Origin of the sequence: Chryseobacterium nakagawai (genome assembly GCF_900637665.1) — a bacterium.
Classification (GTDB): domain Bacteria; phylum Bacteroidota; class Bacteroidia; order Flavobacteriales; family Weeksellaceae; genus Chryseobacterium; species Chryseobacterium nakagawai.
On sequence record NZ_LR134386.1, the window covers coordinates 2208231 to 2226530 of the forward strand.

Genomic DNA, 18300 nt, shown 5'->3' on the forward strand with positions numbered 1-18300 from the left:
TTTCAGTTATGGCTCAAATTTCAACAGGGCAGTTCATTGCCGAAGTCACCAGAAAAGAATACATCACGGATCATTTCATCAGAGTGTATCTGTATTCTCCTAAAGTTCATTTGTTCAAAAATACCACGATAGGAGACAATAATAAAATTGCCATTCCTCCGGTTGGATTAAATGAAGTGCATTTTCCGACTATAGAAAATGATGAATGGGTGTATCCGCCAAAAGAAGTGGCGCCGGCCATCAGAACATATACCCATAGAGGAATTGATTTGGAAAAAAATGAAATTTTCATTGATTTTGCAGATCATGGAGACGGAGGACCAGCCTCAAAATGGGCAAGAGAAGCAGAAGCAGGGGGGAAACTTGGGGTAATGATGCGCCTGGATGGAAAAGAGCTGTATCCTGAAGCAGAATGGTATTTATTGGCAGGTGATGCTACGGCAATTCCTGTTTTGAGTGCTATTTTAGAAACCCTTCCTGAAACGGCAAAAGGAGTTTGTATTATCGAAGTTCATGGAAAAGAAGATGAACAGATATTGAACACCAAAGCAGATATTGAATTTAAATGGCTTCATAATGCCCAGCCTCAGTTCAGTAGTGAGATTGCTGATGCCGTAAAGAGTATTGATATTCCTGAAACTTCAAAATTCGGATATGTAGCTTGTGAATTCTCCAGCGTTAAAGAAGTAAGAACGTATCTCCGAAAAGAAAAAAACTGGACTTCAAAAGAACTTTACGCATTTTCTTACTGGAAATCAGGAAAAGCCGAAAACGAGTCACAAGCAGACAGACACGAGGAAAAGGAATCAATAGCATAAGAGATTGAAGATGGGGGAAAGGAGATGATAGATAATAGACGGAAAGATGATAGACAAGGAATAGAAAATTTAGAGTTTATGGCATAAAGTCCAACCTTAAACTTTAAATCAGGAACTTTAAATCTTCTACTTTGAACTTTACCCTCTGAAGCCGTATCTTTGCCATTATGAAAGATTTAATGGGCCAAGCCATCTGGGATTATTACCATGATGCAAATCCTGAAGACCTGCAGACAGAAACATCAATTTCTGAATTGGATGAACTTCCTGTAGATTATTTATTCAGGGATTTTGAAGATATGAATGAAATTGAGCAAAAAGCTTTGCAGTTATCCAGAGGAAAGGTTCTGGATATTGGTGCCGGTGCCGGTTCACATGCTTTGTATCTTCAGATTGATGCTAACCTTGATGTTATCGCTTTGGATATTTCTCCGAAATCTATTGAGGTTTGTCAATTAAGAGGAATCAAGAAGGCTGTTTGTGCAAATATCCTTGATTTTTCAGGAGAAACATTCGATACTGTTTTACTATTGATGAACGGAACCGGAATTTTTGAAGGATTATCTAAAATTGATACTTATCTTCAGAAATTAGGAAGCTTGTTGAATGAAGGAGGACAGATTCTGATTGACAGTACTGATATTCTCTATATGTTTGATCGTGATAAAGATGGTGGAGTATACATTCCTGCCGGAGGATATTACGGAGAGCTTGAATATATTGTTCATTATAAAGGTGAATCTGAAAAGCCGATTACATGGCTTTACCTTGATTTCAATACATTGAAAAATGCTGCTGAGCATAATGGGTTTAAAATGGAGAAGGTATTGAAGGATGAAGACTCTTATTTGGCGAAGCTGACCAAGATATAACTAGAAAATATTCCCTGATAATTGATGGTGATTAAAACAGCCATTATTGCACAGATAATAAATGGTAAAATATAGGAAGCTGCTCGGTAAGGCAGCTTTTTTGGTGTAAAGATTACCCAAAATACAAATAATATGAGTGCTCCTGATCCTGCAACCATAAACTCAGGACTTCTTTTAATAGTAAAAAAGTCTTTAGAACTAAGAGTATGCATCATAGGGACAAGAAAACTCTGAATAGGAACAAATATAAATCCGAAAATAATGGTGATAACAGCAGGGAAATATTTTTTAAGTTTAATAAAATTTATTCCCAATAAAATAGCTCCTGGTACGGTTCCTAAAATGAGGCTGATTACGAATATCATTTCTCTGGGAAAAAGCTTTATGGCATTAGGATCCTCTGTTATATGATCTCTCCAGAGTTCTTTCTCTTCTAAAGATTTTGCTTCCTCTGCTTCTTTTTTTCTTTGAATGAGTTGCTGAACGGCAGTTTCTTCTTGCCCAGTAAAAATTCGCCCTCTTTCTTTAAGGATTTCATAAGCCATTTGTACCGCTTCCGGGACAAAACGATTGCCTTCCTTTAAATATTTTTCTAATTCTGAGTCGGGGAGTTTCCTTAAAACGCTTTTATTAACCATAATGATGGCAGCAAATATAAAAAAATACCAAATGTTTTCTAAAAATATTTTCGGGATGATCTGCAGAATCTGCGAGAACCTATTGTTTATCATCAAAAAGAAAGGCTGCTTCCTATAGAAACAGCCTTAATCTTTATAGTAAGGAGTAATTATCCGATCTCAATACCGTTTTCAACATTGCTGTCATCCGGTGTTACGAAAGACAATTTACCATCCGGTTTAGTCGTTAATAATAACATTCCCTGAGATTCAATACCTCTGATCTTTCTTGGAGCAAGGTTTAATAGGATCATGACCTGCTTACCAATTACCTCTTCCGGGGTAAAGCTTTCTGCAATTCCTGAAACTACAGTTCTTACATCTACTCCTGTATCTACAGTAAGTTTTAGTAATTTATCAGCTTTTTCTACCTTTTCAGCTTCTACAATAGTTGCTGTTCTAAGATCTATTTTAGTAAAATCATCAAAAGTGATTTCTTCTTTCATTGGGTTAGCGTTAGGGTTTGTTTTCTTATTATTTTGTTTCGTGTCTTCCAGCTTTTGAATCTGAGCTTCAATGACACTATCTTCAATTTTGTTGAATAGTAAAGGAGCTTCTTCAATCTTGTGACCAACTTCAATATGTATTTCAGTATTTTTTAAATCATTCCAGTTCTTCTTCTCGATATTGAAGTATCCAAATAACTTTTCAGCTGAAAATGGCATAAATGGTTCACATAATTGAGCAACAACTGCCGCAATTTGTGCTCCAACGAACATTGCTTGTCCTGCTTCATTTGGATCATTCTTAATTGTCTTCCAAGGTTCTGCATTTTGAAGATATAAATTACCATAATCTACTAAGCCCATGAATGCGTTGAGTGCATTTCTGAATTCGTATTTTTCTAAGTAATTATCAACTTCTTCAATTGCTGTCATTATTGCAGCTTTACTTGTATTATCTAAAACACCACTCGGTACTTTTCCTTCAAAGTTTTTATTGGTAAAAGAGATAACACGATTAATGAAGTTTCCAAATTTGTTAACCAATTCAGAATTGTTCTTCGTCTGAAAGTCTTTCCATGTAAAGTTATTGTCCTTTGTTTCAGGAGCTGAAGAAAGAAGAGCATATCTTAAAACATCCTGTTGTCCTGGGAAGTCTTCTACATATTCATGTGCCCAAACTGCCCAGTTTCTTGACGTTGAGATTTTATCATTCTCAAGGTTCAGGAATTCAAAAGCAGGTACGTTTTTAGGCATGATATAGTCTCCATGAGCTTTCATCATGGCTGGGAAGATAATACAATGGAATACGATATTATCCTTTCCGATAAAGTGTACCAGGTCACTGTTTTCACTTTGCCAGTAATCTTTCCAGTCTTTTCCGTTTTTCTCCGCCCATTCTTTAGTAAATGAAATATACCCGATTGGAGCATCAAACCAAACGTAAAGAACTTTTCCTTCTGCGTTGGGAAGCGGAACCGGAACACCCCAGTTCAGGTCTCTGGTCATGGCACGTGGCTTTAACCCATCATTTAGCCATGATTTAACCTGGCCGTATACGTTAGGCTTCCAGTCATCTTTATGACCTTCAATAATCCATTCGTTTAAGAAGTCTTCATATTCGTTAAGTGGCAGATACCAGTTTTTTGTATCTTTAAGAATAGGAACATTTCCGCTAAGCATTGATTTCGGGTTGATCAATTCAGAAGGAGAAAGGGTAGAACCACATTTCTCACACTGGTCACCGTAAGCATTTTCATTACCACAGTTAGGACAAGTTCCTACAATATAACGATCTGCAAGGAATTCTCCTGCTTGTTCATCAAAATATTGTTCTGAAACCTCTTCAGTGAACTTTCCTTTTTCATAAAGAACTTTGAAGAAATCCTGACTGGTTTCATAATGCTTTGGAGAAGTAGTTCTTGAATATTCATCAAATGAAATTCCCAGATCAGCAAAAGATTTTTTAATAATCCCGTGGTATTTGTCCACGATATCCTGAGGAGTAACTCCTTCTTTTTTAGCTCTTATGGTAATAGGAATACCGTGCTCATCTGAACCACAGATAAACGCTACATCTTTTCCTAATCTTCTCTGAAATCTTGCGTAAACATCCGCAGGAATATAAACACCTGCCAAATGCCCTATATGAACCGGACCGTTTGCATAAGGCAAAGCTGCCGTAATCATCTTTCTGTTTGACATTTATAGTAAAGTTTTGATTACAAAGATAAGGATTATCTCTTGAATACCGCTCTTTGTGGAGTTATTATGGTGAAAGTTCCACTTTTCCGAAGTTCAATATGAAATTAAGTTAAACGTATGTTTAACTTTTTGTTAATGTAAAATAAATATTATGCATAGCATACTATCGTGTAAAATATTGAGGTGTATAATTTTAACTAAAAAGGGTTTCGTAATATACATAATTTTTTCATAATTTATATTAAAATTATGATAATTCTAATTTTTTTTTAAATTGCAACACTGGCTACAAGCCGGGTTTAAGACTGAAAAACGAAACTATAAAAATAAAATTGTGAAGAATTTTACAACGGTATTAAAAATAGCGCCCGCTTTTTTACTGGCTAGTACAGTAATGCATGCGCAGACTAAAGACACTGCCACCAAAGAGAAGAAAATCGAGGAGGTTGTCTTGATTGGATATGGTAAACAGAAAAAAACTGATTTAACCGGATCTATTACAGCTCTATCTACCGCGGACTTTAATAAAGGAGCAGTGACTACTGCTGAAGGATTAATTAATGGTAGATCTTCGGGGTTAGTGATTACCCAGTCAGGAACACCGGGGAATGAAGCAACAATAAGGATCAGAGGGGGATCATCATTGAATGCCAGTAATGACCCTTTGTTGGTTGTAGACGGATTACCATTAGATGGAGTTTCTTTGTCTACTATCAACCCTAATGATATTGAATCATTTTCAATCCTGAAGGATGCGGCTTCTACTGCTATTTATGGTTCCAGAGGTTCTAACGGGGTGATATTGATTACCACAAAAAAAGGAGGGAAGAAGCTTAGAGTTTCCTTAAATGCATTTACAACAGTTAACACCCTTGCTAAAAAAATTGATGTATATTCCGGTGAAGAATTTAGGAATATCATTAATCAGTATGTGCCGGGGAAAGCTAACTTATTAGGCACAGCCAATACAGATTGGCAGAAAGAAATATTCAAAACATCCGTGACTACCGATATCAACGCTTCGGTTTCCGGTAGTTTATTTGGAAGGGTTCCTACTCGTTTTTCCATTGATAATATGGATAACTCAGGATTACTGATTACTTCCCAGTTCAGAAGAACAACTGCTAATATTGCATTAAGTCCAAGTTTCTTTGATGACCACCTGAAATTTAACATTACAGGTACCTATTCATATACCTTCCAGAATAAAGCTAATGAAGATGCTATAAAAAATGCAATTTCCTATGACCCTACAAAACCTGTCTTTGATTCAGCTTCTCCATTTGGAGGATATACGGAATGGACAAGATATGATTTGATAGATGGGGTTCAGGTACCTAAAGCATACGGAACTTCAAACCCGGTGAGTATGCTTAGAAATAAGCATGATGTCCAGAATTTCAGAAGGTTTTTCGGAAACATAAGTATGGATTACAAATTTCACTTTCTTCCTGATCTGAGGTTAATTGTGAATGCTGGATTAGATAGTAAAGAATTGGATGGGCATGTGGTAACTAATAAATATTCCAGAGCGGGTTATTTTTCAGTAAATAATGTGTTTAATTTTTATGGAGAAGATTCTTATTCAGACGAAAGTATTCTTAATAAAAATGCCAATGTTCAGCTAAATTATACCAAAACTTTCGGGAAATTCAATCTCGAAGCTATGGGAGGATATGAATATCAGAACTATCACATAGTGAGTTCTGCATCAGGAAATACATTATTATATACATTAGATCCAGTCAATAATTTTTATAATCCTGATTCTAAGCCGGATGTGAATTTGCAGGCATTCTTTGGGCGATTAAACTTAGGATATGCAAATAAGTATTTACTTACCATTAATTATAGAAGAGATGGTTCTTCCCGTTTTAGTAAAAACAACAGATGGGGTGATTTCGGAGGGGTCGCTGCTGCTTGGAAGATATCAGAAGAAGATTTCTTAAAAGGCAACAGTAGTATTTCTGATTTAAAATTAAGAGCGAGTGTCGGGAAAACTGGTCAACAAGATATCGGGGTATACAGATATGATTATTTCAAAACCTATAATACTTCAACTACTTTATATTACCAGTTTGGAAATCAATTCTATGAAATTGCGAAAGCAAACGGATATAATCAGAATCTTAAATGGGAGGAAAGTTTAAAATACAACCTAGGATTAGATTTTGGGTTTTTAAATAACAGGATAAAAGGAACACTAGATTTTTATCTGGCAGATACAAAAGACCTCTTGTCAATTGTTCCTGAAGGACCTTTGGAAAACTTAAGAATCATAGGGCCTAAAAATATTGGGAAGCTCCAATCGAAAGGAATTGATCTTGGATTGGATGTAAAAGCTGTGAGAAATGAAAACTTCACACTGAACTTTAATTATAACCTATCTTATAATAAAATCAATATCAAAGAACTTGAGGTGAATGGTATTGATAAAGGAGGTGTTGGTTTAGGTGGATTTGTTCAGACTTTCAGAGAAGGATATTCTCCTTATGCATTCTGGGTATACCAGCAGGTTTATGATACCAATGGGAAACCAGTTGAAGGTGCGTATGTAGACAGGAATGGTGATGGTCAAATCACTAGCGCAGATAAATATAATTACAAAAAGCCGCAAGCAGATGTTACAATGGGATTGATGACCAATGCAACTTTTGGTAAGAACTGGGATTTCTCAATGGGCTGGAGAATGAGCTTAGGTAATTATGTATATGATCAGATCTCTTCTGACAGAGCTCACTTAGGAAATATTAATAATACGGTTGATAATACAATTGCTAACAGTCCATTGGATTTTAATACAACGCATTTCATTGAGCCTCAGAAAATGTCTGATTATTATGTGAAAAACGGAAGCTTTTTGAAACTGGATAATGTGACCTTAGGATATACCTTTAATAAATTTATAGGAAATAATGCTTCCTTAAGAGTATATGTTGCTGCTCAGAATGTTCTTACGATAACGAAATATAAAAACATTGACCCTGAAATATTTAATGATGGAGTAGATAACTCAATTTATCCAAGAGCACGAATGTTTACTTTAGGTATTAATGCTAACTTCTAATCTTCTTTTACAATGAAATTTAACAGAATAAAAATATTTAAATTAAGAAATTTGGCCATTGCAGGTATTTTTCTTTTTACAACATCTTCTTGTCTGAATGACCTTGATGTGAAAGTAGATGATGATGAGTTATTTACATCGGAACAATTTTATGCAAATCCAGCTTCTTATAAGCAGTTTTTAGCTAAGATCTATGCGGGTCTAGCTGTAACAGGACAGAAATCAGGGAATGGAGACTCCGATTTAGGAAATGAAAGTGATGGTGGTCCCAACGAAGGTTTTTCCCAATATTTACGAGGGTACTGGCAATTACAGGAATTGACGACAGATGAAGCTATTATTGCTTGGGGAGAAAGTGATAACCCTACCATCAAAGATCTTAATTTTAATACATGGAATGCTGATAACGTATTTAATGAGGCGTTTTTTGCGAGAATATTTTTTCAAATAGGCCTAGTAAATGAATATTTAAGAGAAACAACAGATGAAAAGTTGAATTCCAGAGGGGTTTCAGCGGACTTAAAAACTCAGATTAAAATGTTCAGGGCTGAAGCTCGTTTCTTAAGAGCTTTATCTTTTTACCATGCTATTGACATTTACGGAAAAATGCCTTTTGCAACGGAAAATGATCCTTTAGGAACAAAGCCGGTAATGCAATCAAGAGAATTTATGTTTAATTATGTAATTGACGAATTGAATGCTATTGAAGGAGAACTGCCTGCTCCAAGGATGAACGAATATGGAAGAGCAGATAAAGCAGCAATTTGGATGTTAAAAGCTAAACTGTATCTAAATGCAAAAGTCTATACAGGAACAGATAAAAGTACAGAAGCTCTAACAGAAGTTGAAAAAGTAATTGGTTCAAATTATAAAATAGCACAAATTCCTTATGCTAATTTATTTAAAGCAGATAATAACAGTAATGGGGCACAGGAAGAAATAATTTTCCCTATTAATTTTGATGGTATCAAAACAAGAACCTATGGAGGAACTACATTTTTAATCCATGCGAATTGTACCAATGAGGTAGGTGCAACTTTAGGAATTGATTTTGGATGGCAGGGATATAGAATCAGACAGGAATTTATGCAGTCTGTTGGAAATACAGATCCAAGAGTAATGAAGGTGGCAGGAAATACAGATCCAGCCTCTATTTCAGATTATTTAAAATTTGATCAAGGCACAAAACTTATTAAATTCTCTAATAGATCATCAACAGGTGGTAATGGAAGTGATTCCAATTTCGTAGATACGGATTTTCCATTGTTCAGAATGGCTGATGCTTATCTGATGTATGCAGAACTTGCGGTAGTAAATGGAAAAGGAAACATTGCTACAGCTTTGAATTATGTGAACGCTCTTAGAACCAGAGCTGGAGCACCTTCTGTATTGCAGTCAGCATTAACTCCAGATTTTATTTTAAATGAAAGAGGACGCGAATTATATTGGGAAGGATATAGACGTCAAGACTTAATCCGTTTTGGAAAATATACTTCAGGTTATACATGGCAATGGAAAGGAGGAAACATGAGTGGTACTGACCTTTCAAGTAATAAGCTACTTTTCCCTATCCCTAATAAGTATCTTAATTTAAATTCTAACTTATCTCAAAACCCTGGTTATTAATTAAAACGAAGAACATGAAGAATTTTTTTAAAATATTTATAATAGCAGTTGCTGGTTTTTCCTTGGTAGTTTCATGTGAAAAAGATGAAGACCAGGCGGTACTAAATGAAGCAACTCAAAGTAAGATATCAACTGACAAAACAACAATTGTTTTAGATAAAACTCAATTAGACTCGGAAGCTGTAAGCTTTACATGGCTAAAGTCAACTTTTAATATTACTGTAGTATCTAAACCACAAATAGAGCTAGGAATTAAAGGAACTAATTTTAAAGAAAGTAAATTAGTAGATGCTGTAAGCTCACCTTCATCTCTAACAAATAGACAATTGAATACCTTAGCAATGAGTTTAGGAGCGGTTGCTAATACAGTGAATGAGATAGAAGTGAGACTGAAAACAACTGTAGGTAAAGCTTCTTTTTATTCCAACGTAATTACTTTGGCGGTAACTCCTTATGTTCTGGGGCCTGTTTATAACTATACCGATCTTTATCTTATAGGAGATGCTACAGCAGCAGGATGGACTAATGAAGCAACAAATACAAAGTTTCTGCCTTTACAAAAAGAAACTACTGCTGGTGTTTATTCTTATACAGGATATTTTGCAAAAGGAGGTTTTAAAATGATTAAAACGCCAGGATCTTGGGACACTCAGTACGGAATGGGAGGAGCAACTGGTATTTTGAGTTCAAGCGGATCATCCGGAGATATTAAAGTGGATGTTGCGGGATACTATAAAGTGACAGTCAATACAAATGCATTAGTATATACATTTGTTTCAATAGCTGACCCAACAGTATCTTATAATGCCATATCGATGATAGGAACAGCCTCTGGAGACTGGAATACGGATGTTGATTTACAAAAATCAACTTTTGATTCTCATATCTGGGTGAAGAAAAAAATCACTTTAAATTCAGGTGAGTTTAAATTCAGAGCCAATCATGATTGGGGAGTTAGTTGGGGGGTAGCCAAAGAATTTTTTGGAGTGGCAGACCTTGGGGGAGGAAATATACCCGTAAGTGAAACCTTCAAATACGATGTATATTTCAATGATATTACAGCAGAATTCTCTGTAATCCCAGTATATTAAAAAAAATCAAGTTAAAATAAAGCAAAGTGCTGCTTTACCGCAGCACTTTATCTATTTTTTTAAGTTAATAAATAGTCATTATGAAGAAAATTACAGTTGGAGCGCTCTTGCTCTCAATGATGTTTACAGGTGTGAAAGCACAATCTTTAAAATCGCCGGATGGTAAATTTGAAATGAACTTCCAGTTAAAAGACGGAGTTCCTTTCTACAATCTGAAATACAATGGTGCGGTGGTTGTAGAAGATTCAAAATTGGGATTGAGATTATTTAAAGACACAGCCATAAAGTTTGCTTCTGAAATTGCCAAACCAGAAGATGCAAAATACGATCTTAACAACGGTTTTGCCAAGGTAGATGAAAAAAGAGATTCCAAAAACGAGACTTGGCAGCCGGTTTTGGGAGAAAAGAAAAATTATATCAACCACTACAATGAATTAGCCGTTACGCTGAATCAGTCTTCTACAGATAGAAGTATTGTAGTAAAGTTTAGATTGTTCAATGATGGTCTTGGATTCAGATATGAGTTCCCTCAACAGAAAAATCTTAATTATTTCGTTATCAGAGAGGAAGATTCTGAAATCGATTTCCCAACTGATATGAAGGCTTGGTGGATCGTAGCAGATTATGATTCTCAGGAATACCAATATCAGGAAACAAAAGTTTCTGAAATTCCTGCAAAATGGGATAAAGCATATGATGCCAATGCTTCACAGAGTTTGGTGAAAAATGCAGTTCAGTCTCCATTAATGCTTAAAAAAGAAGGAAAATCACCTTTATACATCAACGTTGCAGAAGCAGCAGTATTAGATTATCCGGCTTCACACCTTGAAGTAGATGCTCAGAACTTTAAGTTCAAAACGCATTTAACAGCTGACAGACAAGGAGCGAAGGGATATATCCAGACGCCATCAGTAACGCCTTGGAGAACCATTATCGTAGCACCAAAAGCTGAAGAGGTAATGGATTCTAAAATGATCTTCAACCTTAACGAGCCTACAAAATATACGGATACGTCTTATATTCACCCTACAAAATATATGGGAGTTTGGTGGGAAATGATTATCGGAAAATCTCAATGGGCATATTCTACAGCTGAAAATGTTCATTTAGGTAAAACCGATTTTACGAAGTTAACTCCCAATGGGAAACATGCGGCTAATAATACAAAAGTTAAAGAATACATCGACTTTGCTGCTGAAAACGGATTCCAGGGATTATTGATCGAAGGCTGGAACATTGGCTGGGAAGACTGGTTCGGGCATTCTAAAGAGTTTGTTTTTGATTTTATTACCCCTTATCCGGATTTTGATATCAAAATGCTGAACGATTACGCCCATTCAAAAGGAATTAAACTGATCATGCACCACGAAACTTCAGGTTCTGCTACGAACTATGAAAGATGGGCAGATAAAGCTTTCCAGACGATGAATAAATATGGCTATGATGCTGTGAAAACAGGATATGTGGGTGATATTATTCCAAGAGGAGAGCATCATTATTCTCAATGGACGATCAACCACTATTATAGAATTGCTGAAAAAGCAAATGATTATAAAATTATGATAAACTCTCACGAGTCTGTTCGTCCTACAGGAGAAAGCCGTACGTATCCGAACTACATTTCTGCAGAAGCAGCACGTGGAACAGAATATGAAGCATTTGGAGGAAATAAACCGGATCATCAGACTGTACTTCCATTTACAAGATGGATGGGTGGTTCTATGGATTACACGCCGGGAATTTTCCAAACTAAATTAGATTATTATTTCCCTGGAGATACACGTTTTGTGAAAACTACATTAGCAAAACAGCTTGCTCTATATGTAACGATGTATATGCCACTTCAGATGGCTGCCGATCTTCCTGAGAACTATAAGAAGCATATGGATGCATTCCAGTTCATCAAAGATGTGGCTGCTGATTGGGATGATACGAAGATTTTATCTGCAGAACCGGGAGACTATGTAATCACTGCAAGAAAAGCAAAAGGTACAGAAAACTGGTTTGTGGGAGGAATTACTGATGAAAACAAACGTGAATACACGGTAGATTTCTCATTCCTGGATAAAGGAAAAACTTATGAGGCTACCATTTATGAAGATGGTAAAGATGCTGATTATATAGACAATCCTCAGAGTTATCATATTTATAACAAAACAATCACGAGCAAGTCAAAAATTAATTTTAAAATGGCTAGAAGTGGTGGTTTTGCAATAACTATTAAAAAAAAGTAATTATTTTGTAAAAGTTTCTTTTTTCATTCGATAAAATATCTATATTTGGGGAAATAAATATTATTATTTACTAACCAAAACTATTTTATCATGAAAAAGAAACTAAAAATTACCAGCAATTTAGAGCAAAAGAACATCCTTAAAAAAGCGATGCAGTCTTCTGAAAATGTAGATTTGTATAAATCTATTTTTGGTGGTGGAAATACAGTTATTATATCACCAGACAATTGTAGCGTAACGGCTAGATCAGGGGCTTCTGCTGCTTATAATAGAGCTGATCAATTCCTATTAGCTACTACTAAACTGTAATTGCTGACTTAAAATGTATAGTTCTTCGCTATGGCGGAGAACTATTTTTTTTTCCAATAAGATAAGATATGATTACATCTTTTGTATTAAAGGTTGCAAGTAGATGCAATCTCAACTGTTCGTATTGTTACATGTATAATTTGGGTGATAAAACTTATCTGAAGCAACCTAAATTCATGTCAATTGATACCATAAAAGCTTTCGCAACTAAACTTAATGAATATTGCCTGGAAAATAATTTGAATAATATACAAATTGTCTTTCATGGAGGAGAGCCTTTATTAATATCCAAAGAGTTTTACCGTGAATCTATCAAAATTTTTAAAGAAATACTTCCCGATCATTACTTTGACTTTGTGATCCAAACCAACGGTGTTGGGTTAGGTGATGAGTGGTATCAACTCTTTAATGAATTAGATATCAGAGTAGGAATAAGTATAGACGGGCCGAAAGAATACCATGATAAATACCGTGTTTTTCATAATGGAAAAGGTTCTTACGAAGAAGTAAAAGAAGCCATTATGCTGGGCCAAAATTATGGACTCAACGGAATATTGTCTGTAATTAATCTTAAAATACCCCCTCAGGAACTTTATGATGAAGTGAAAAACCTTCAAGTAAAAGGCCTTAATATTCTTCTACCAGATGGTCATTTTGATCAGCTTCCTGAAGGAATGGAAAAGGAGTTCGTTAATACCAAAAATTATACTCCCTATGCAGATTGGCTTATAGAGCTATTTAAGATTTGGAAGAACGATAATGATAGGATGAGTGTAAGGTTTTTTAAAACACTTATTGACCTGATTGTAGGCGAGGATGAAGGAGATCAGATTTTAGGTAAAAATATCAATGGTGTTGCCGTATTGGAAACCAATGGTAATTTAGAGGTTGCAGACTTTATACGAGCTTGTTATGAAGGAATAACCAGAAATGATATTAATATTCACACCCATGCTATTGGCGATGTTTTCAAAGATAGACTTTTTGATGTGTATATGAATGCTCATGCCATGGTATCACAGAAATGTCTTAACTGTTCTATTTATGATTTCTGTGGCGGTGGATTTTTAGGAAATCGTTATTCTAATGAAAAAGGTTTTGATAATCCTACCATTTATTGCCATGATATGATTAAACTTATTACCTATATTCAGAATGATATTATAGATGGAATTCCAGCAGAAGCGCAAAAAGAAATGGAATTGTCAAAAGTTTCGTATGAAGATATAGTACATGAGTTGGAATTTGACAATGAAGAAATTATGATTGAATCTGAGGTTAAAGAAAAATTAATGCATTATCGATTAGCATGAATCTGAAGAAAGGAATGTATTTAGCTGGAGATTTCGGTTCCAACTGGAGAAGTCAGCTTAAAATTAATAAAGGAGTCGTTACTGAAAAAGTTGTTAATACGGGTATTGAGTATTTTGATAATGCCTATTTACCTGATGATCAATGGCGGGATCTTACCGAAACTGAATATAAAATACTCTCTAATTCCGGCCAGCATAATAAAATGTTCAATACTTTAGGGTTGGGAGAGATTCCGAATGAATTGAAAATATTGTTTAAAGCAATTAAGCTGGAAGACTGTAAGACTCTTTTCGATGTTCAACCCAAATTTCAGGAAGATGAAAAACTTACACTAAAGCTTAATGAAGTTTTGAATCAATTTCTTAATCAAAAATCTGATACTCAAAGATACCGATTTCATCGCATTACAAGATGTCTACCGAATATGCATACCACTACTTTTCATCTCCATAATAAAGAGCATATAAAGTATACCGGTCTGCATATCGATCAGAGTACAAAGTTTACGCCTAATACAGCGTATAAATCAGATAATAGGATCTCTATCAATATTAGTGAAGAATCCAGATATCTGTATTTTGTCAATTTAACACTGAAACAAATTTATAACGATGTTAAGAAGCATTACCATGAGGGTTCTGTTACTTCAGATAATATTGTAGAATTATTCTTTTCATTGTATCCTAATTATCCGGTGATAAGAATAGAAGTAAAACCTTATCAATATTATATTGCTCCTACAGATAATTTCATTCATGATGGAAGTACACTGGGGAATAAAAAGTTTGATATAACAATGGTGTTTGTGGGAGAATTTAATAATTACTAATGACTATGAAATTAAAATCAGGAATCAAAATATACGGTGAGAATTTAGAAGATGTTTTAGAAATCAATTCCGGCCTTGTTCATCATTCAAAACAAGAGCCTGTAGAAATTGTATTCAAAGATATTAAGTTCAAAGCACAGTATGAACCCAATGCCCATTTAGCAAAAAGGGACTGGAGAAAGTTGTCTGAACAGGAACTGGGCACCATAAAAGGAGATCACATTAATAAAAAGGATTATAATTCTGTTTTCCTAGGAGAAATTCCTGAAGAACTGAAAGATGTTTTCCATAAATTAAACCTGCATTCAGCGACTTCAGATGGGGATGCATTTCAAAAATTTATCGAAAATAAAGAGTGGGTTCAGGAATTAAATACTCATCTTAATGGGGTATTAGACGAAATTTCATTAGCACCTTATAGATTTATGAGTGTGGCAACCAATTATCCTAATAGTGAAGTGGTATCTTTAAATAAAAGAAAACTGCCTGAAAATTATACATTCAAAGATATTCATTTTATTGGAGTTCATAAAGACAGTTCTAAAGATATGACTTTGCATACCTGTTATCAGTACGGGAATAGATTTACCATAAATTTAGGGGAACAGCCTCGCTACTTTTTATTTGTTAATCTTACGATGAAACAGGCACATAATATGCTTAAAGAAAAAGAAGAACTTAAGGATGTGGTGATAACAAATGAAAATATTACAGATTATTTTCTAGAGCACTACCCAACCTATCCTGTGATTAAAGTGAAACAAGAGCCCTATCAGTTTTATATTGCTCCTACAGACAATTGTTTTCATGATGGCACTACAATAGGAAATACCAAAATAGATGTTGTAATGACCTATTTGGGTAAATTTTGTATTTAATTTTAAATAATATCGAGAAATGAAATCTTTTTTATCATTATGTATTGTCTCGTTTTTAAATTCTTTTTCATTGGCCCAGAATACATTACCTATTCTAAAAGCAAACGGGCCTAAAGCTGTCATTTATGAAAAAGATAATGGCTTAAAAACAGATTGGAATATAGATCCTAAAATTAAAACGGATGTATATACGGTATCCAAAATAGCGACTTCTAATAAACGGGTTACTATAAAAACAGATATCGACTCTCTTGTTGTAGACCTCAAAAAAGGAGAAAAAAAAGATTTTATCATTCTTTTGAAGGGTAAAGATTCAGCGCTTACGAGAATTGAATCCTTGCCTCCAAAAGATTTTAGTAAAATGTCTTTTAAAGATACGCTGCAACTTCATATGAATGAGCAGAATACAATATTCGTAAAAACAGTACTTAATAAAGTAGATACGCTTCTGCTTAACTTTGATACAGGAACAAGCGATCTTGTCCTTACACAGGAAACATTAAAGAATAAAATCAAAAGTTCATTAAAATCAGGAACCAATATTCTACAAATCGGAAAAAAAGAATACAAAGATTTTAATATCTACCCGGCACAACTTACCGGTCATGGTACAGATGGTAGATTTGGCTGGGATTTATTTGATGGAATGATTGTAGAATTAAATCATGATAAGGGATTAATGGTTGTACATTCTAAGCTTCCATCTCATGTAAAATCTCAATATTCCCCGGTTCCAATCAAGTATTTTAATAACGTTTTCTTGGTACAAGTGGGCATTGCTCAAGATAAGATTAAAAATAATGATTGGTATTTGTTTGACACAGGATATCAGAGAACAGCAATGTTGGATGGCCCTTTATTAAATGAGCAGGGATTCCCTACGGATAAAATGACGGTCATTAAAAAAGTAATCATGAAAGGGGCCCAGGGAAATGAAATTCCTGTTATGACCTCCAACCTTCAATCTTTATCATTAGGAAAAACAAAACTAAAAGATATTCCTGTACAGCTCTTATCTCAAAGCAGACCCGTAACAGGCTCCAGAATGAATATTCTGGGTAATGAAATTCTAAAAAGGTTCAACCTATTTTTAGACTTTCAAAAAAATATCGTTTATCTAAAACCTAATCAATTGATTAATGCTACTTACATTGAAAGTAAATGAGTATTTTGATTTCAATAGTATCAATTATATTCAAAATAACATAGCTAATAAAAATTCCCCAGGCAGGTCAATTGCTTGGGGAATTTTTATTGTTTAATTTGGAGTGTATTCAGGTTCAGTAATTTCTGTTTGTTCTACCTGTTCTATCTGTTCTGCCTGAGCAGATTGTGGTTTGTTTCTAATTTTTTCTTTGTATTCCTTCTGGAATTGTTTTACGGTTTTGCCAGTGCCATCATGTCTCCACCCCGGAGAATAGAAGAGATATTTCAGACGATCTTTGAAAGAAAGTCCTGGCTGTCTAAGGTCCTTTCCAATTCTTCTCCATTCGTAAAAAAGAACGGTAGCCGGATCTTTAGACTTCATTTTAGGATAGATCCCATATTTTACGGGTACTTCCGGGTCTTCCTTTTCAAATGTTCCGAAGATTTTGTCCCAGATAATTAATCCCATTCCCATATTACGGTCCAGATATTTGATGTTACACGCATGGTGCACACGATGGTGGGAAGGTGTTACTAGAATATATTCCAGGAAGCCCATGCTTTTTATAGATTGCGTATGCACAAAAGTTCCGTAAATCTGAATAGCAGAATAAGCTACCATAACGTGTAGCGGATGAAATCCTACTAATGCCAGAGGGGAGAAGAACAAATACCTGTATAAAGGTTGAAATACAGGACTTCTGAATCCTGTAGTGATATTGAAATAATCAGAATTATGATGGGTAATATGTACTGCCCAGAAGACACGGGAATGATGATCTACATAATGATGGACATAGTAGGCGAGATCCTGGGCAAGAAATACTGCAATCCAGTACCATATTCCAACTTCCCAATCAAAAATGCGATGATAGTAAAAGAACATCATAACAAGCATCGAAAACCCTTTCATAATGATATCCAGGCTGTAATTTAAAAGCGCTAAAAGCACATTGGTAGCCACATCTTTTGTTTCATAAAGCTTTTCTTTATTGAAGTGGCTATATGCCATTTCTATAAAAATGATACCTGCAAACATAGGAATGGCCCAGGGATAAACAATATCCGGTCCATCACTTTCAAACATTTTACTAAAATCAAACATTTTTTCTGTAAAATTAAGCATTAAATAGATAAAATGGGAATTTTTTAGAGTTAATATGAGGTTTTGCAAGTGTTTTAATAAAAATTTAATAAAAAAATAAGATGCTGATTGTGAAATATTCTTGTTTTCTTGTAAAATAGGTTGTGAATACTGCTCTATTCTGTGCTGAATTTTATTAAACCAAGGA

14 protein-coding genes are annotated in these 18300 nt (G+C 34.8%); 11 read left to right on the forward strand and 3 right to left on the reverse strand.

Annotated features, from left to right (window positions below):
* Positions 1-8 precede the first annotated feature (8 nt).
* Positions 9-818, forward strand: coding sequence for a siderophore-interacting protein (locus EL260_RS10070; protein ID WP_123860145.1), 810 nt, complete (start codon positions 9-11; stop codon positions 816-818).
* Between the two features lie 167 nt (positions 819-985).
* A complete protein-coding gene (locus EL260_RS10075; protein WP_123860146.1) occupies positions 986-1690 on the forward strand; it encodes a class I SAM-dependent methyltransferase in 705 nt (234 codons plus the stop codon).
* Here the strand turns inward: EL260_RS10075 and EL260_RS10080 are convergent.
* Complete coding sequence (locus EL260_RS10080) at positions 1663-2328, reverse strand: hypothetical protein (RefSeq protein ID WP_123860147.1); 666 nt, start codon at positions 2326-2328, stop codon at positions 1663-1665. The two genes, EL260_RS10075 and EL260_RS10080, sit on opposite strands and share 28 nt — an antisense overlap.
* A 149-nt stretch (positions 2329-2477) precedes the next feature.
* Positions 2478-4514 carry a methionine--tRNA ligase gene (gene metG / locus EL260_RS10085; RefSeq protein ID WP_123860148.1) on the reverse strand — a complete coding sequence of 679 codons (2037 nt, stop codon included), beginning with the start codon at positions 4512-4514 and terminating at the stop codon, positions 2478-2480.
* A 334-nt stretch (positions 4515-4848) separates the two neighbouring features.
* Here metG and EL260_RS10090 point away from each other — a divergent pair, with 334 nt between their 5' ends.
* From EL260_RS10090 to EL260_RS10130, 9 genes are all read left to right on the forward strand, one after another.
* Positions 4849-7581 carry a SusC/RagA family TonB-linked outer membrane protein gene (locus EL260_RS10090; RefSeq protein ID WP_123860149.1) on the forward strand — a complete coding sequence of 911 codons (2733 nt, stop codon included), beginning with the start codon at positions 4849-4851 and terminating at the stop codon, positions 7579-7581.
* Positions 7582-7593: 12 nt separating this feature from the next.
* Positions 7594-9207 carry a RagB/SusD family nutrient uptake outer membrane protein gene (locus EL260_RS10095; RefSeq protein WP_123860150.1) on the forward strand — a complete coding sequence of 538 codons (1614 nt, stop codon included), beginning with the start codon at positions 7594-7596 and terminating at the stop codon, positions 9205-9207.
* Between the two features lie 14 nt (positions 9208-9221).
* Positions 9222-10298 (forward strand): SusF/SusE family outer membrane protein, encoded by a 1077-nt coding sequence (locus tag EL260_RS10100; RefSeq protein ID WP_123860151.1) that lies wholly within the window; start codon positions 9222-9224, stop codon positions 10296-10298.
* Positions 10299-10378: 80 nt separating this feature from the next.
* A complete protein-coding gene (locus EL260_RS10105; RefSeq protein WP_123860152.1) occupies positions 10379-12532 on the forward strand; it encodes a glycoside hydrolase family 97 protein in 2154 nt (717 codons plus the stop codon).
* A gap of 90 nt (positions 12533-12622) precedes the next feature.
* On the forward strand, positions 12623-12841 hold the full coding sequence (locus EL260_RS10110; RefSeq protein ID WP_123860153.1) for a hypothetical protein: 219 nt from the start codon (positions 12623-12625) through the stop codon (positions 12839-12841).
* Positions 12842-12909: 68 nt separating this feature from the next.
* Positions 12910-14154, forward strand: a complete 1245-nt coding sequence (locus tag EL260_RS10115; protein WP_123860154.1) for a radical SAM protein — start codon at positions 12910-12912, stop codon at positions 14152-14154.
* Positions 14151-14984, forward strand: a complete 834-nt coding sequence (locus tag EL260_RS10120) for a hypothetical protein (RefSeq protein WP_123860155.1) — start codon at positions 14151-14153, stop codon at positions 14982-14984. The genes EL260_RS10115 and EL260_RS10120 overlap by 4 nt, the downstream gene beginning before the upstream one ends.
* 5 nt (positions 14985-14989) lie before the next feature.
* Positions 14990-15862 carry a hypothetical protein gene (locus EL260_RS10125; protein ID WP_123860156.1) on the forward strand — a complete coding sequence of 291 codons (873 nt, stop codon included), beginning with the start codon at positions 14990-14992 and terminating at the stop codon, positions 15860-15862.
* 19 nt (positions 15863-15881) lie between these two features.
* Positions 15882-17027, forward strand: a complete 1146-nt coding sequence (locus EL260_RS10130) for a hypothetical protein (protein ID WP_228445394.1) — start codon at positions 15882-15884, stop codon at positions 17025-17027.
* A 93-nt stretch (positions 17028-17120) separates the two neighbouring features.
* On the opposite strand, the gene EL260_RS10135 is transcribed toward EL260_RS10130, so the two are convergent.
* Positions 17121-18113 carry a sterol desaturase family protein gene (locus EL260_RS10135; RefSeq protein ID WP_123860157.1) on the reverse strand — a complete coding sequence of 331 codons (993 nt, stop codon included), beginning with the start codon at positions 18111-18113 and terminating at the stop codon, positions 17121-17123.
* Positions 18114-18300: the final 187 nt, after the last annotated feature.

What these genes read in the sequence shown, in the direction of transcription:
- EL260_RS10070 (WP_123860145.1), top strand. Translation starts at nt 9, where the DNA reads ATGGCTCAAATTTCAACAGGGCAGTTCATTGCCGAAGTCACCAGAAAA.
- metG (WP_123860148.1), bottom strand. Translation starts at nt 4,514, where the DNA reads ATGTCAAACAGAAAGATGATTACGGCAGCTTTGCCTTATGCAAACGGT.
- EL260_RS10080 (WP_123860147.1), bottom strand. Translation starts at nt 2,328, where the DNA reads ATGGTTAATAAAAGCGTTTTAAGGAAACTCCCCGACTCAGAATTAGAA.
- EL260_RS10125 (WP_123860156.1), top strand. Translation starts at nt 14,990, where the DNA reads ATGAAATTAAAATCAGGAATCAAAATATACGGTGAGAATTTAGAAGAT.
- EL260_RS10130 (WP_228445394.1), top strand. Translation starts at nt 15,882, where the DNA reads ATGAAATCTTTTTTATCATTATGTATTGTCTCGTTTTTAAATTCTTTT.
- EL260_RS10110 (WP_123860153.1), top strand. Translation starts at nt 12,623, where the DNA reads ATGAAAAAGAAACTAAAAATTACCAGCAATTTAGAGCAAAAGAACATC.
- EL260_RS10105 (WP_123860152.1), top strand. Translation starts at nt 10,379, where the DNA reads ATGAAGAAAATTACAGTTGGAGCGCTCTTGCTCTCAATGATGTTTACA.
- EL260_RS10120 (WP_123860155.1), top strand. Translation starts at nt 14,151, where the DNA reads ATGAATCTGAAGAAAGGAATGTATTTAGCTGGAGATTTCGGTTCCAAC.
- EL260_RS10095 (WP_123860150.1), top strand. Translation starts at nt 7,594, where the DNA reads ATGAAATTTAACAGAATAAAAATATTTAAATTAAGAAATTTGGCCATT.
- EL260_RS10075 (WP_123860146.1), top strand. Translation starts at nt 986, where the DNA reads ATGAAAGATTTAATGGGCCAAGCCATCTGGGATTATTACCATGATGCA.
- EL260_RS10135 (WP_123860157.1), bottom strand. Translation starts at nt 18,113, where the DNA reads ATGTTTGATTTTAGTAAAATGTTTGAAAGTGATGGACCGGATATTGTT.
- EL260_RS10100 (WP_123860151.1), top strand. Translation starts at nt 9,222, where the DNA reads ATGAAGAATTTTTTTAAAATATTTATAATAGCAGTTGCTGGTTTTTCC.
- EL260_RS10115 (WP_123860154.1), top strand. Translation starts at nt 12,910, where the DNA reads ATGATTACATCTTTTGTATTAAAGGTTGCAAGTAGATGCAATCTCAAC.